The 14940-nt window shown below is 57.0% G+C and carries 12 protein-coding genes; 9 read left to right on the top strand and 3 right to left on the bottom strand.

Features of this window, described 5'->3' with window-relative positions; all coding sequences use genetic code 11:
• Positions 1-166: 166 nt before the first annotated feature.
• Positions 167-2776 carry a methyl-accepting chemotaxis protein gene (locus tag GV827_RS18035; RefSeq protein WP_235930432.1) on the top strand — a complete coding sequence of 870 codons (2610 nt, stop codon included), beginning with the start codon at positions 167-169 and terminating at the stop codon, positions 2774-2776.
• A gap of 52 nt (positions 2777-2828) precedes the next feature.
• Here the strand turns inward: GV827_RS18035 and metG are convergent, their stop codons facing one another.
• Together metG and GV827_RS18025 are read right to left on the bottom strand one after the other, a co-directional pair.
• Positions 2829-4541: a methionine--tRNA ligase gene (gene metG / locus GV827_RS18030; protein ID WP_164355213.1), complete on the bottom strand. Its 1713-nt coding sequence runs from the start codon at positions 4539-4541 to the stop codon at positions 2829-2831.
• Positions 4542-4661: 120 nt separating this feature from the next.
• Positions 4662-5885 (bottom strand): MFS transporter, encoded by a 1224-nt coding sequence (locus GV827_RS18025; protein ID WP_164355212.1) that lies wholly within the window; start codon positions 5883-5885, stop codon positions 4662-4664.
• A gap of 172 nt (positions 5886-6057) precedes the next feature.
• Between GV827_RS18025 and GV827_RS18020 the strand changes: the two genes are divergently transcribed.
• The 5 genes from GV827_RS18020 (at position 6058) to GV827_RS18000 (ending at position 10926) form a co-directional block, all read left to right on the top strand.
• The gene (locus tag GV827_RS18020; protein ID WP_164355211.1) at positions 6058-7101 is read left to right on the top strand and encodes an aldo/keto reductase; all 1044 of its coding nucleotides are present in this window, start codon (positions 6058-6060) and stop codon (positions 7099-7101) included.
• A 159-nt stretch (positions 7102-7260) separates the two neighbouring features.
• A complete protein-coding gene (locus GV827_RS18015) occupies positions 7261-8169 on the top strand; it encodes a BKACE family enzyme (protein ID WP_164355210.1) in 909 nt (302 codons plus the stop codon).
• An 89-nt stretch (positions 8170-8258) separates the two neighbouring features.
• Entirely contained in the window at positions 8259-8708 is a 450-nt protein-coding gene (locus GV827_RS18010) for a lipocalin family protein (protein ID WP_164355209.1), read from the top strand.
• Complete coding sequence (locus GV827_RS18005) at positions 8705-10177, top strand: carnitine 3-dehydrogenase (RefSeq protein WP_164355208.1); 1473 nt, start codon at positions 8705-8707, stop codon at positions 10175-10177. Before GV827_RS18010 ends, GV827_RS18005 begins: the two co-directional genes overlap by 4 nt.
• Positions 10174-10926, top strand: coding sequence for an SDR family oxidoreductase (locus GV827_RS18000; protein WP_164355207.1), 753 nt, complete (start codon positions 10174-10176; stop codon positions 10924-10926). The genes GV827_RS18005 and GV827_RS18000 overlap by 4 nt, the downstream gene beginning before the upstream one ends.
• A 75-nt stretch (positions 10927-11001) precedes the next feature.
• On the opposite strand, the gene GV827_RS17995 is transcribed toward GV827_RS18000, so the two are convergent.
• On the bottom strand, positions 11002-11862 hold the full coding sequence (locus tag GV827_RS17995) for a helix-turn-helix domain-containing protein (RefSeq protein ID WP_164355206.1): 861 nt from the start codon (positions 11860-11862) through the stop codon (positions 11002-11004).
• A 229-nt stretch (positions 11863-12091) separates the two neighbouring features.
• Between GV827_RS17995 and GV827_RS17990 the strand changes: the two genes are divergently transcribed.
• The 3 genes from GV827_RS17990 (at position 12092) to GV827_RS17980 (ending at position 14275) form a co-directional block, all read left to right on the top strand.
• Positions 12092-12916 carry a fatty acid desaturase gene (locus GV827_RS17990; RefSeq protein ID WP_235930431.1) on the top strand — a complete coding sequence of 275 codons (825 nt, stop codon included), beginning with the start codon at positions 12092-12094 and terminating at the stop codon, positions 12914-12916.
• A gap of 14 nt (positions 12917-12930) precedes the next feature.
• Positions 12931-13848, top strand: a complete 918-nt coding sequence (locus tag GV827_RS17985; RefSeq protein WP_164355204.1) for a DMT family transporter — start codon at positions 12931-12933, stop codon at positions 13846-13848.
• A gap of 238 nt (positions 13849-14086) precedes the next feature.
• A complete protein-coding gene (locus tag GV827_RS17980) occupies positions 14087-14275 on the top strand; it encodes a hypothetical protein (RefSeq protein WP_164355203.1) in 189 nt (62 codons plus the stop codon).
• Positions 14276-14940: the final 665 nt, after the last annotated feature.

Here is a 14940-nt window from a genome sequence, read left to right as displayed (position 1 = left end):
TGTAGAGTTCGTCCGTTAACCCTAGGTCTTCTTACGTTAGCAGTTGACGCAGTATGGTCGGATGTTTCCACCGTCTCTGTGGCATTAATCTGGTCGTAAGACCTGACAGCCTAAAAAGCGCTCAGGCGGTCCTGATGGACCATTTGCAGAGCTGAGGTAAAGATAAATGTCGCCACAAGATAACCAGACAAAGCGGGTCCATCCGCTGCATAGCCAGTTTTTCAAATGTACATTTATGGTGGCAATCTGTGTCTTGCTCGTGGTCACTGTCATCCAGGTTCGAAATTATCAGAAGCTTTTGGACAAGGCCGAAACCGACACAGTTGAACGGGCGTCGCAGGTCACAGAACTGCTGGCGATGCAAATGGGCGGGGCGATTAAGTTCGGCAAAGTGCAAGCGCTGTCTGATCTGACACAAGATTTCACACAAAGCTCGGGTGAGGAGGCCCTAGGCGTCGCCGTATATGGCGCGGACAGCGGCGCACTTTTCGCAACCGAAGCCCTTCCGGCGTCTGCCGATATGACACAAATATCGGAACTGGCCAAACGTGCGCAGGAAACCGGACAACCTCAGCTATCTGATGATCGGATGACGATTGCACGGCCCATTTTCTACGGGGGTGATGGACAGGTCGTTGGAACAGTTGCTTCTGCGTGGTCAACTGCGCCAACTCTTGTGAAGCTGCGCGGTGATGTGATTGTCACGATCATGATCGGTTTCGCTGTTTTCCTGGGGGCCATGTTCACCGTGGCATTTTACCTGTCTACGCGCATGTCGCGGCCCTTGGTGCGGCTGGAGCATGCAATGGCCGGCGTTGCCGCCGAGGAGTACGATCAACAGATACCCTATACTGAACGAAAGGACGAAATTGGTCAGATGGCAATCAGGCTGGACCAGTTTCGGAAAAGTCTTGAGGCGGCCAAAGCTGCGCAGGTAGAGGCGGCCTTCAAGGGCGCGGCCTTCGAAGGGTCGTCCGCTGCAATGATGATGGTGGACGAAAACCTCAATGTTACCTTTGCCAATCCGGCCTGTTCGTCATTGATAACCGGCCTTTTACCTCGATTGTCGGAACATTGGCCTGACGTATCGGCGGACGCTATCGTCGGCTCAAACCTTGGTAGTTTGAAGCGGCTGCGTTCAATACTGGAAGGGTGTTTGAACGTGTCGCAGGGTGGGGCAGGCGATGACGGTCCGGCGGAACTGGTGCTGCGCGTTGATGAAAAGATGATCAGCATCCGGATCAATCCGGCACGGGATGCGACAGGCACAAGCATCGGCTGCGTGATTGAATGGTCAGACAGAACGGAAGCCCTACGCAATGCTGCACTTATCGATGCCATCAACCACGGACAATTGAGCCTTGAATTTGCCAAAGATGGAAAGCTGTCCGATGCGAATGAGAATTTCGTGAATGCCACACAAAGCGGTACGGGGATAATGGGCAAAGCAACACTGGCCCAGATGTTTGCGGATAATCTGGAAAACGACCGAGATGGGCGCGTATTTGCCAATCAAGTCATGTCCGGGCGCATGAAACCTGGTCGCTTTCGCGCGGCGATGCCCGGCGCATCTTCCGGATTTATCTTCGAAGGTAGCTTCACGGTTCTTCACGACGAAAAAGGTGTACCTGATAAGGCGATCTTCCTGGGCACGGATGTCACGGCGAATGAGATGGCTGTTCGCGCCGCAGAGGCAGAGCGTGAAAAATCTGCTGAAGAGCAGAGCCATGTTGTGGAGCTGCTGAGCGAAGCAATGAACAAGTTGGCTGAAGGTGATTTGCAGACCGATATTTCAGAGACCGTGCCGCCTGCCTATGAAAAACTGCGTACGGATTTCAATGGCACGGTTGAGTCATTGCGTCAGGCCATTGCCGCCGTCATGCATAATTCTGAATCCATCCGCAATGAAACAGCCGAAATCACTTCTGCAGCGGATGATCTGTCCCGCCGGACAGAAACACAGGCGGCGATCTTGGAAGAAACAGCTGCTGCACTTGATGAATTGACCGTTTCTGTCCGGTCGGCGGCCGAGGGAGCGGATGATGTTTCCAAGATGTCTGCCGAGGCGCAGAAAAATGCCGAGCAAGGCGGGAATGTCGCGCTTGAGGCGGTCGCAGCCATGGACGGTATCAAAACGTCATCTCAAGAGATTTCCAAAATCACCAGCGTGATCGACGATATCGCATTCCAGACCAATCTGCTGGCTTTGAACGCAGGCGTCGAAGCAGCGCGCGCAGGCGAGGCAGGCCGCGGGTTCGCAGTGGTGGCGACAGAGGTCCGCGCCTTGGCCCAGCGTTCATCTGATGCCGCGCGCGAGATTAACGCCTTGATCAGTTCAAGCGGCGATCAGGTGCAACAGGGCGTTGAATTGGTGGATAAAACTGGCACCGCACTGGCATCGATCGTGACCTCAATTTCGGAGATCTCGAACCGGGTTTCGAACATCGCAACATCTTCGCGGGAACAATCCAGCGGTCTGGCCGAAATCAACACAGCTGTCAACGAACTGGACCACGTCACCCAGCAAAATGCAGCCATGTTCGAAGAGACGACAGCCGCCAGTCACGCGCTTACCTCGGAAGCGGATGCACTGGCGAAAGCGGTGTCACGTTTCAAGATGGCCGGAATGCAAGTCAGCAAACCGAAAAAGCCTGCCCGTAGTACGCCGGTGTCAGCGGCACCGTCGCGCCCGGTAGCGTCCGCTGCCGTGACGCAAGGCAATGCCGCCGTTGCCATCGCCCAGCAGCCCAGCACGGACGGCTGGGAGGAATTCTAGAGGTGCGGGGCCCAGTTACCGGAATACTGCGATACTGGGGGGACGCGCCCTCTTAATCGCGCGTGCCGGCAAAACGCTCTGACCACGCTTCACGGTCTTCGTCGCTGATCTTGGCGAACATGACCTCTGGAACGTCGAAAGCGTGGCCGGGCGACAGCAGACCCAATGCCGCCGGAACGTCATCTGGCCAGATCGCATCTGGCAGCCGCATCGCTTTCAGCATTTGCTGGCTGGCTGTTGGGATAAATGGAGCCGACAGCGTTGCGTAAAGCGGGATCAGGTTCAGTGCCAGGCGTACCTGCGCTGCGGCCTTGTCAGCATCAGTCTTGAACGTCGTCCAGGGTGCTTCTGCCTGAAGATACTCATTCCCCGCCGCCCAAATGGCGCGCAGTTCCTGTGCTGATTTGCGCACTTCGATGGCATCCATATGCTCTTGATACTTTGCGACCCGTGCGGTGATATCAGCAATCAGCGCCTCTTCGGCAGCGCCATAGGTGCCGGCCTCTGGCACCGCTTCCCCGAATTTTGATCGGCAGAACTTTGTGATGCGGCTGACGAAGTTGCCCAATACATCCGCCAAATCCTTGTTCACGGATGACTGGAAATTCTCCCATGTGAACTCTGCGTCCGATGTTTCGGGCGCATGGCTCAGCAACCACCAGCGCCAATAGTCTGCAGGCAGGATTTCAAGCGCCTGGTCCATGAAAACACCGCGACCCCGAGACGTTGAGAATTGGCCCCCATCATATGTCAAGTAATTGAAAGATTTTATATAATCGACCAGTTTCCATGGCTCTCCGGACCCCATGATGGTTGCCGGAAAGCTAAGCGTATGGAACGGTACGTTGTCCTTGCCCATGAACTGGGTATAGCGCACGTCATCTGCGCCAGCGTCGGTGCGCCACCAGCGTTCCCAGTTGGTTCCCTGGCCCGCATCGACCCATTCCTGAGCGCTTGCAATATATTCGATCGGGGCATCGAACCAGACGTAGAAGACCTTGCCCTCCATCCCCGGCCAGTCCTTTTCACCATGTTTTACGGGAACACCCCAGTCCAGATCACGGGTGATCCCCCGGTCCTGCAAGCCGTCGCCGTCATGTAGCCATTTCTTGGCGATGGACGTGGTCAGCACGGGCCAATCCGCCTTGGAGTTGATCCAGGCGTCCAGTTGATCTTTCATCTTGCTCTGGCGCAGGAACAAATGCTTGGTTTCGCGCATTTCAAGGTCGGTTGATCCTGAAATAGTACTGCGAGGGTCAATCAGATCAACCGGATCAAGTTGCTTGGTGCAATTGTCGCATTGATCGCCCCGCGCGCTTTCGAACCCGCAATTGGGGCAGGTGCCTTCAATATAGCGGTCGGGCAGAAACCGTCCGTCGGCGTTGGAATAGACCTGTTGTTCAGTCACTTCCTCGATCAGCCCCTGATCGGCCAGCACACCTGCGAAATGCTGCGTCAGCTTTTGGTTTTGCGGGGAGGAAGACCGCCCAAAATAGTCAAAGGACAGCCCAAACCCTTCTGTAATTTTTGCCTGAACCGCATGCATCTCAGCGCAGTATTCCGCTACCGGCTTGCCTGCCTTGGCTGCAGCGAGTTCGGCCGGTGTGCCATGCTCATCCGTCGCGCAGAGAAACAGCACCTCGTGGCCACGTGCCCGCAGATACCGCGCATAAAGGTCCGCCGGCAATTGGCTGCCAACCAGATTGCCCAGATGCTTGATGCCATTGATATAGGGAATGGCGGAGGTGATCAGGTGGCGTGCCATGGGTTATTTCCTTTGCGCGGGAGGCTGGAGGATCACATAGACCGCCTGTCCCGCAGGATCAATTGGCGCAATGGCTTCTGGTGGTCTTTATGGAATCTGCGCACGGCCTGTCAGCATTGTTCAGTTCTTGTCACGCTCTTTGCGCAGCAATCGACCGATCGTGAAGGAGGTGCGGGGTGCATAAACATAGGGCGTGCGGACAGGTTTCGTGGGCCTTGCGCGCATCCGGGCCAATCCGAAAATTACAAGCACACCGTGCCCCACAGATATCATCAGGAACAATGCGGCAGGCCCGTACCCTTCGATCAGGACCGAGGCGATGTAGGGGGCAAAGATTGCTCCGGTCGCAAACCAGAACATCAGCGCGGCAGAGAGCTCGACGCGTTCTTCGCTGCTGGCAAAGTCATGCGCATGGGCGGCGGATACCGAATAGATTGGAAAGGTTGTCAGCCCAAAAAGGCCCGCCGTCAGCATGATACTTGCGGTACCAAGGCCACTGGCCATCACGGTCACGCCGCAGCTGAGCATGGCGGCCACTGACAGCCAGATCAGCACCCAGCGGCGGTCGTATTTATCGGCAAGCCAGCCCACGGGAAACTGTGCCACCGCGCCGCCCAGCACGAATGCAGACAGGAACCACGCAATCTGGCCAGCAGAGAGGCCGACCTCTTGGCCGTAGATCGGTCCGACCATGCGGAAAGATGCGCTGGAGAGGGCCGCAACAACGACACCTGCAGCAGCCAAAGGGGACCGTTCAAATGCAAGGCGCGGGCGCAAGCGGGGTGAGGCTGGCGTTTCGGGCTGCTTGATCGTGGTTAGGGTCAGCGGCAACAGCGCGGCACAACACCCTATCGCCAGAACGTTGTAAGAGACATAGGACGCAGGGGCGAGGATGCCGACGATCATTTGTGCGCCCAGACTGCCTGTCGTGTCTACGACGCGGTAAATGCCCATGGTCCGGCCACGGGTGGCATTCGTGACCTTGGCCTGCAACCATGCTTCGATCACTGTATAACAACCGGCAACGCACAGCCCGGACGCGATCCGCATTACCGCCCAGGCATATGCATCCACGACAAGCATATGCGCCATAAGGCCGATGGCGCCGGTTGCGGTGAACGCGGCGAAGGCCCGGCTGTGCCCTACGGATCCCATCAGGCGCGGAGCCCACCAGCACCCGATGAAGAACCCAAGGAAATGCGCCGACCCCAAGAGGCCAATCTCTTGACGCGAGAACCCCAGCGCCGTTCCGGACAGCACATCAATCGGCCCAACACCGCCCGAAGACAGTTGCAACAGGATGACTGACAGGAAAAGGGCTGCAAAGGAGATGAGCAAGCGCATGGCGTTTCATAGACGCGCTTGGCCCTTGTTCCCAATAGGAAAGCCGACAAAAGGCGTCGTTTTCCGATTTGTGCCAGTACTTTATTCAGAAAATCATGCCAGACCACGTGAAGATTTCTGGCTTGCGGCGCACATCTCGCCGCTTAGGGTGGCGTCAGAAGCGAGGTGTAGAATGAAGATGAACAAACTTGGCGGCAGCGATCTTGAGGTATCGGAGTTGTGTCTTGGCTCAATGACATGGGGCACACAGAACACTGCGGAAGAGGCACATAAGCAGATTGACCGCGCGTTGGACGCTAGCATTAATTTCATTGATACTGCTGAAATGTATCCGGTGAACCCGGTCAGCGCCGAGACAACGGGCCGCACAGAACGCATTATCGGCTTGTGGTTTGAGCGCGGCACCCAGCGCGGTGATGTGGTGCTGGCGACGAAACACTCCGGGGCCGGAATGGCCCATGTTCGCGACGGTGCGCCGATATCGTCCAAGACAATTGCCGAGACCGTTGAAGGATCATTGCGCAGGCTCAAGACCGATTACATCGATCTTTACCAGTTTCATTGGCCAAATAGGGGCAGCTATATGTTCCGCCAAAACTGGACATTTGACCCGTCAGACCAAAACCGGGCTGAAACAATGGCTCATATGGAAGACGCCATGGGCGCCCTTCAGGATGAGGTCAAACGCGGCACAATCCGCCATTTCGGACTGAGCAACGAAAGCGCGTGGGGCTTGACCCAATGGGCGCAGGTGGCAAAGAACGTCGGCGGCCCGCGCCCGATTTCGGTGCAGAATGAGTATTCGCTGATGTGCCGGATGGCGGATACGGACGTGGCCGAGGCTTGCATTAACGAGCGTATCGATATGTTTGCCTTTTCGCCTCTGGCGACCGGATTGCTCACCGGCAAGTATCAAGGCGGCCAAGTCCCCGAGGGTTCGCGACTTTCGCTGAACGCCGACCTTGGCGGACGCAAGACCAAGCGCGCGTTTGAGGCTGTGGATGCCTACCTGAAAGTGGCACGGGATCACGAATTGGACCCCGTTCATATGGCCCTCGCATGGTGTTGCCAGAGGCCTTTCATGGGCTCGGTAATCTTTGGGGCCACGCGGATGGATCAATTGGAGACAGCGATCGGCGCGGCTGACGTCACGCTGTCTGATGAGGTGCTTACGGCACTTGACGAGGTAAACAAGGCGCATCCAATGCCATATTGAGCCCTCGAATTGTCAAAGTTCTCTTGCTGAACTCCGAAGGTAGAAAGGACCGCGTTCACGGGGTTCTTTCTATGCAATGCCATGTCGTTTTCGGCATGGCGTTCACGCGAATCCTGACGCATGGTCTGCGAAAACATGCGAATAAAAGGGAGCGCACCCATGCCACTTTCCATGAACCGTGAGGTTTTCATTACCTGCGCCGTCACCGGGTCAGGCGGCACGCAAGATCGCTCGCCTCACGTGCCGCGCTCGCCTCAGCAGATTGCAGACAGTGCAATCGCAGCGGCCAAAGCTGGTGCCGCCGTCGTACATTGCCACGTGCGCGACCCTGAGACAGGAACGCCAAGCCGCGATTTGTCGCTTTACCGTGAAGTAACGGAACGCATCCGCGATTCCGAGACGGACGTTGTGCTGAACCTGACCGCAGGGATGGGTGGCGACATCATTTTTGGCGATGTCGAAAACCCGTTTCCGGTACAGGAAGGCACCGACATGATCGGCGCGACTGAGCGGGTTGCGCATGTGGCGGAATGCCTCCCAGAGATTTGTACGCTGGATTGCGGCACAATGAATTTCGCCGAAGCTGACTACGTGATGACCAACACTCCCGGTATGCTGACGGCAATGGGCGGCATGATGACCAAGCTGGGCGTCAAGCCCGAGATCGAAGCGTTCGACACGGGCCATCTTTGGTATGCCAAGCAACTGGTCAGCGATGGGGTGCTGGAGGCACCCGCGCTGGTGCAGTTGTGCATGGGCGTCCCGTGGGGTGCTCCGGATGATCTGAATACCTTCATGGCGATGGTGAACAATGTGCCGCCGGACTGGACGTTCTCTGCCTTTGGTCTGGGGCGCAACCAAATGGCCTATGTCGCGGCCTCAGTCCTCGCTGGCGGTAACGTGCGCGTCGGGCTGGAAGACAACCTCTGGCTCGACAAGGGGGTGAAGGCGGAAAACTGGCAGTTGGTCGAACGTGCAGGCACCATCATCGAGAACATGGGCGCGCGGGTTATCGGCCCGGCGGAAGTGCGCGAGAAGCTTGGATTGGTCAAGCGGGCGCCGAAGTGATTGCCGTCGCCACGCGGAAACATTGCGTAAATCGTCTTGTAGGTTGCGGCGTCCGTGCAAGGCTTTGCTGCGCGGTAACGGGGCTGGGCATGTTGATTTCTGCCTGTGCAGCCCCCCCTGCTGCAAATGTTGAGATCGGTTTTCGCAATCCCACCGCACCTATTGGCGGGACCAGCCGTTTTGACAAAGCGCGCTTTGCTGGGGACTGGTCGACAGTGGCCTGTCTGGGAACCTGCTCCACTGAGGTGCGGTATGTCGTGGCGACTGATGACGTTTTCGTGCGGCAGGCAGAAGGGCAGGACACCCCGTATTTGATCAGTGCGCCCGGCGTTCTGCGGCAGATGGGCGGTGATGAGACACTCGTGGTGATGTGGATCGATGAAGGATTTCGGACAGCTGCAATCGGAGACGCGGACGGCCGTTGGGCGGCAATCCTGAACCGAAACCGTAAAGCTGCACGGGATCGCATAACCGCGGCGACGGAGATCTTGGATTTCAATGGCTGGGACGTGGCCAAGCTGAGAAAGGTTGAGGGATGAGCAGAACAGCAGCGATCATTGGCGGCGGTGTCATTGGCGGTGGCTGGGCGGCGCGATTTGCGCTGAACGGCTGGCATGTCCGGGTGTACGACCCCGACCCGGAGGCAAAGCGCAAGATTGGCGAAGTGATGGGCAACGCCCGTCGCTCTCTGCCGGGTTTAACGGACGTGGCATTGCCTGCAGAGGGGAAGGTGAGCTTTCATGCAGCCATCGCTGAAGCCGTTGCAGGGGCTGAGTGGATTCAGGAAAGCGTTCCAGAGCGGTTAGAGGTCAAACATGCGACTTTCGCCGAGGTGCAGGCGGACTGCGCCGAAAGAGCTGTGATCGGATCGTCAACATCCGGCTTCAAGCCCAGCGAACTGCAGCAAGGCGCGGCACGGCCGGGCCAGATCATGGTCGCGCACCCGTTTAACCCTGTTTATCTGCTGCCGCTGGTCGAATTGGTGCCGGGTGACGCGGGGGAGGCCGCTTTGGTCGAACAGGCCAAAACGACGCTTTCTTCGCTCGGGATGTATCCGCTGCATCTGAAAAAAGAAATCGACGCCCATGTGGCGGACCGGTTCCTTGAAGCCGTCTGGCGCGAGGCGTTGTGGCTGGTCAAAGACGGGATCGCGACAACGGAAGAGATCGATAACGCAATCCGGTATGGGTTCGGGATCCGCTGGGCACAGATGGGGTTGTTCGAGACCTACCGCGTGGCAGGCGGCGAAGCAGGCATGAAGCACTTCATGGCGCAGTTCGGCCCGGCGCTGAAGTGGCCCTGGACCAAGCTGATGGATGTTCCCGAGTTCACAGATGAGCTGGTCGATTTGATTGCTGGACAGTCCGATGCACAGTCAGGCGCCTATTCCATCCGAGAGCTGGAGCGCATTCGGGACAATAACCTGGTGACCATGATGCGCGGTTTGAAAGCACAGGACTGGGGTGCTGGCGCGCTTTTGAATGCGCAGGAATCCGAAATGCGTGCCGGGACGGCTCTGGGCGCGCGGGCAGCCGAATTGCCTGCGGATCAGCCAGTGCTGACGGCGCGGCGCACGGTGCCCCTCGATTGGACGGATTACAACGGCCACATGACGGAAAGCCGGTATTTGAATGCCTTTGCCGATGCGACGGACAGGTTCATGGAAATCATCGGCAGTGACGCGGAATATATCTCATCAGGCGGCAGCTATTTCACGGCTGAAACACATATCCGGCATCTGGATGAGGTCCACGCCGGAGCCGTGATCAAGATCACGACGCAGGTGATCTTGGGCGAGGGCAAAAAGATGCATTTGTTCCATGAGATGCGGGAGGGGGAGCGTTTGTTGGCGACAGGAGAGCATTTCTTGCTGCATGTTTCGCTTGAGACGCGCAAGCCATCGGCACCGTCACCGGAAATTGAGGCTGCATTGGTTCGGTTTGCGGCGGGTCACGCGGCGCTCGGCCGTCCCGAAGGGGCGGGGCGTGCCATCGGCGGACCAAGGTGAAACGGGTTCTGATCACCGCTGGCGCGTCTGGTCTCGGCCGCGCGATGGCCGAGCATTTTGATGCGGCGGGGTTCGATGTCTGGGTAACAGATGTCGACGCCGCCGCGCTCAGAACCTGTCCTGAAAATTGGACCTGTTTCGAGGCGAACGCTGCCGATGAACAGGCAATGGCCGGGGTCTTTGGCGAACTCGACAGATTGGATGTGCTCTGTGCCAATGCAGGGATCGCCGGGCCGACCGCGCTGGTGGAGGACGTGGCGCTGGATGATTGGCGCGCCTGTGTGAGCGTCAATCTGGAAGGGGCATTTCTTGCGGCGAAATATGCGGCCCCGCTGATGAAGCAGGCGCACTCTGGCGCGATGATCTTGACCTCATCAACTGCGGGTCTCTTCGGCTATCCAAATCGTGCACCCTACGCGGCGGCGAAATGGGCCGTGATCGGGTTGATGAAGACACTTGCGATGGAACTTGGGCCGTTCGGTATCAGGGCCAACGCGATTTGCCCCGGCTCGGTCGAGGGGCCGCGCATGGAAGGGGTGCTGGCGCGAGAAGCGGCAGCCAAGGGAATGACCCGTGATCAAGTTTACAACGGCTATGCCGCGGGGACGTCGATGCGTTCTTTTGTCGAAGCGCGCGATGTGGCGGAAATGGCCGTATTCCTTGGGTCGGACGCGGCGCGGATGGTGTCTGGACAGCTGATCGCGGTCGACGGCCATACGGAGAACCCGGATCCCAAGGTGGGGCATTGAGAGGCGAATTCAGCGGTTGCAACGCATTCGTTTCATTTCGTGAGAGATTAGGCTGACCAGTCAGACAGGCCCAAATCAACGGATCAGGGTGCGGAGGTTGGTGAGAATCTCGGGGAAATCACGGGCAGAAGTCGAGGCTTCACGGATGAGGCGGTCGAAATCGCCGGTGAATGTGGTTATTCGAGCGCGATCCCGGAATGCCATGTAGTGGCCGCCCGCATAGAAGACAGCGAGAAGAGGGCCAAATACTGTGACCGGCGCTGACCAAAGCTTGCGGGCATCAAATTGATAGATGCGCAGGCGCGGGTAAAGCTGAGAGCTCAGGTTGATCAGATGATCGGTTTGCGCAAGGCGCAAGCTGACGGGCAAACCCCTGTAATAGCCGGTTCCGCGAATGAAACTGTCGACTTCGAAAAGCGGGAGGGCAATCTCATATTCGGAGCCTGCCTCGCGCATCCAGTCGAGACGGTCGCGCGACGCGCCAATCGCTTGTTGCGTAGTGCGACCCAGATGGGGCCCGTATTCCCAGGCCAACATGTCTTCGGTCTTTAGCATGTCAGGCAACGTCGCGGGGACGTGACGGATTTTGTATCCTGCGGCCTCGCGGTGCCAGGCAAATATCTGTTCGTCGACCAGAGCGCGAGGGGCCTGCGATACCACGAAGCTGTTTGAAACAAGATCGGCAGCGGATTCGGGCCGATCTGACAGTCCCAGCAGCCAGTCGGTAGAGACACCAAGGACCGAAGCGCAGGCCCCAATCACATGCGCGCTGGGCAACCGCGTACCAGAGTCGCCAAGGGCTTGGGACAAGGTGGATCGGTCAGCCCCGATGGCGCGTGCCAGCGCACTTTGGCTGAGACCCGAAGTTTTGAGAGCCTGAAACAGACGACTGCGAAATTCACGGGCACGGCTGATTTTGTCGACTAATTTCGTCATCCGTGGATAATTATCACCAGATGGGCGGATTGTTAACTGTTATCTGAATGGGGCATTCATTCTTTCTGGGTCATGTTTGGTCAAAAGACTTTGAAAAAAAACCATGCATACCGACCGTATCCCGCCCTCTCCATCACAATCCTTTCTACGCAATTTATCAGCTGTTCTAAAACGTTGGGATTGGCCGACGCTCTGCGTATTTTCTACCTGTTTGGGCGTTTTTGGGGCCATGCTTGCGCTGCCTCCGGGCTGGGCTGCCTTCCAATGGGTGGTGTTGGTTCTGGTTTTGACGCTGCATTCCTCGCTTAGCCATGAGATTTTGCACGGGCATCCCTTCGGTTCTGAAAGGGCAAGCACTGTTCTGGGTGTGGTGCAGCCCGGTCTGTTTGTGCCCTACCTGCGTTTCAAAGCGCTGCATCTGGCGCACCACCGGGATGCCAATCTGACGGATCCATATGATGACCCCGAAACGAATTATCTTGATCCTGAGATCTGGGCGGGGCTGGCCCTGTGGCAACGTCGGGTACTGACGTTCAACAACACGCTTTTTGGCCGGATGACGATCGGGCCATTCATCGGAATGAAATCTTTTCTGGCAAGTGATTTACAGCGGATCATGCGCGGAGAGCGAGAGGTAGCATTGCATTGGCTTGCCCATCTGCCCGGCGTTGTGCTCACGGTCTGGTTGGTCAGCTTGTCTGCGATGCCAATATGGAGCTACCTGCTGGCATGTTACGCGGCCCTGTCGGTCCTGCGCATCCGCACGTTTCTTGAACATCAGGCACATGAACGTGCGTCGGGGCGCAGCGTGATTATCGAGGACCGTGGGCCCTTGGCATTTCTTTTTCTCAACAACAATTACCACGTCGTGCATCACATGCATCCGCGCGTATCGTGGCACAAGTTACCGGCGATCTACCGGGCGCGGCAGGCGCGTTTTGTGCGGATGAATCAAGGGTATGTCTATCGCTCCTACGGCCAGGTTTTTGCAAAGCATCTTTTCAGGTGTAAGGATCCTGTTGCCCATCCGCTCTGGCAGCGACCCGAGAAATAAGCCACTAGGGATGTATGAACGTCCCGTTTCCTGATCTTTGGATTCTTGTAACTCTTGCCGCTGCCGCATTTCAGACGGTGCGCTTTATGTTGCAAAAGCATCTGGCAACAGCGACCCTGTCGGCAGGTGGCGCGACATTTTCGCGTTTTCTGTATTCCCTGCCATTTATTCTGATCCTGTTGGCGCTCTATCTGGCCGGAACTGACAGATCGCTGCCGCCGGTGGGCGCATCCTTTTGGGGTTTCGGCCTGCTGGGGGCAACAGCACAGATCATGGCGACGGTCTGCGTCGTTCTTTTGTTCAAGCAACGCAACTTCGCGGTCGGGATCACCTTCAAGAAGACCGAGGTCATTCAGACTGTATTGGTTGGCTGGCTTTTGCTGGGAGAAGGTGTCTCAGTCTTGGGGTTCGCTGCGATTGCGCTTGGCATCGTTGGATTGCTGCTTTTGTCAGGCGGGCCGGAGGCACGTGGGTTCAGGCTGTCTGATCTTGGCAACCGCGCGGCGGGGCTTGGTATTGCCTCTGGCGTGCTCTTTGCATTCTCGGCTGTCAGTTATCGGGGGGCGACCTTTGCCGTGGCGACCGATGATGCTGTGTTGCGCGCGGCTGTGACCCTTGGTGCGGTCGTGACGATGCAGACCGTGATCATGTTGGTATGGTTGCGGATGCGCGAGCCCGGCCAGATCACCGCAGTCTGGGGCGCACGACGTGTGGCGCTTTGGATCGGGCTGACGTCCATGGGCGGATCGCTGTGCTGGTTTATCGCCTTTGCCCTGCAGAACGCAGCATATGTGAAAGCGCTGGGACAGGTGGAATTGATCCTGAGCGTTGCGGCGTCGACCCTGTTTTTCCGCGAGCGGATCAGTGCGCGCGAGTGGGCTGGCATGGCGGTGCTGGTGGGGTCGATCCTGATGCTTGTGCTGGTGATCTGAGGGGAGCGAATGTCGGCTTCGAGCCCAAATCGAGCATTGTTGCCCAAAGCATGCATGAGCGCGAAATGCGCGAAGCGGACGTTATGAATTCAGAATCGGCGCAAATTCTACATTTGGAGTTGCCGCATCTTCCATGTTGCCCGATCGTGTCAAACGAATAGCATGTTGTCGGAAAATGACAGGCTCCTGAATGTTTGGCTGCTTAGACGGTACGAATTCTGGATGGAGGTGGAGTGAGATGCACTTCAAGAAACAAAAACCCAAAGCCGCCCGCGGCGGGCCGAAGTGGAACAAGCCATGGAAGTTAGGTCGCACCCCGACTGAATCACCTGAAGGCGAGAAATTCAGTGATCACAAGCGAAGGAAAACTGCCGATCCAAATTCCGACCAGGGCGACGAACAACCATCCCGCCCAGACAAATCGTGAAGGCTTGAATCTAAACTAGGCGAAACACTTTATTAGCGGCGAGCTATCGCCCCGGTTTTGCGACCGCTATTTACAGCAGTTGTCCTGATAGGAGGTTCCGGCGGGGCAAACAAGGCAAACTTCGACACCATTATAGTACTGGGGCTGATACCCGGCAGGACAGATTGGCGCGCAATACCCTTCTGCAAGGGAAATTCCTTCACCGCCACCTATCAATCCCTGGGCTTCTGCTGCGGTCAAACATCTATATCCGTCAGGGTATGGAGGTTTAGCTGGAAAGTAGTAGTTTTTTCGGAACACCGGATTGGAAATACTCGAGGGAGGGGTGCAAGAGGGTTGGGGCGGCGAATTGCAAAGGCGAATTTGTTCCCACTGCCGCAACATATCGGTCGTATTTCCAAATGAATTAAATCCTCCAATTATGGTTTGCAGCGCGATTGCTTGACCGACAAGGTCTTCAGACAGGGCAATCAGATTGGCGAGGCTGGTTGTTCGACAATTGTTATATGTATCCACACACTGAATAGACATTTGGTTAAGAGAGTGTCCGATCTTCTGTGTATGAGTAATTTGGCCGATGCTTCACCAACGAAGGAGCATGACGACAATGACGATTTCCAAGGAACTTTTAGACGAGCTGCTTAACGGCGTTAAGAACGCGGATG

Origin of the sequence: Sulfitobacter sediminilitoris (genome assembly GCF_010667575.1) — a bacterium.
GTDB lineage: Bacteria > Pseudomonadota > Alphaproteobacteria > Rhodobacterales > Rhodobacteraceae > Sulfitobacter > Sulfitobacter sediminilitoris.
The sequence above is the reverse complement of the archived record's forward strand: the minus strand, read 5'-3'. Positions and strand labels throughout refer to the sequence as shown.

Excerpts from the sequence above, each read along its gene's own strand:
- GV827_RS18035 (WP_235930432.1), top strand. The coding sequence starts at position 167 with ATGTCGCCACAAGATAACCAGACAAAGCGGGTCCATCCGCTGCATAGC.
- metG (WP_164355213.1), bottom strand. The coding sequence starts at position 4,541 with ATGGCACGCCACCTGATCACCTCCGCCATTCCCTATATCAATGGCATC.
- GV827_RS18025 (WP_164355212.1), bottom strand. The coding sequence starts at position 5,885 with ATGCGCTTGCTCATCTCCTTTGCAGCCCTTTTCCTGTCAGTCATCCTG.
- GV827_RS18020 (WP_164355211.1), top strand. The coding sequence starts at position 6,058 with ATGAAGATGAACAAACTTGGCGGCAGCGATCTTGAGGTATCGGAGTTG.
- GV827_RS18015 (WP_164355210.1), top strand. The coding sequence starts at position 7,261 with ATGCCACTTTCCATGAACCGTGAGGTTTTCATTACCTGCGCCGTCACC.
- GV827_RS18010 (WP_164355209.1), top strand. The coding sequence starts at position 8,259 with ATGTTGATTTCTGCCTGTGCAGCCCCCCCTGCTGCAAATGTTGAGATC.
- GV827_RS18005 (WP_164355208.1), top strand. The coding sequence starts at position 8,705 with ATGAGCAGAACAGCAGCGATCATTGGCGGCGGTGTCATTGGCGGTGGC.
- GV827_RS17995 (WP_164355206.1), bottom strand. The coding sequence starts at position 11,862 with ATGACGAAATTAGTCGACAAAATCAGCCGTGCCCGTGAATTTCGCAGT.
- GV827_RS17990 (WP_235930431.1), top strand. The coding sequence starts at position 12,092 with ATGCTTGCGCTGCCTCCGGGCTGGGCTGCCTTCCAATGGGTGGTGTTG.
- GV827_RS17985 (WP_164355204.1), top strand. The coding sequence starts at position 12,931 with ATGAACGTCCCGTTTCCTGATCTTTGGATTCTTGTAACTCTTGCCGCT.
- GV827_RS17980 (WP_164355203.1), top strand. The coding sequence starts at position 14,087 with ATGCACTTCAAGAAACAAAAACCCAAAGCCGCCCGCGGCGGGCCGAAG.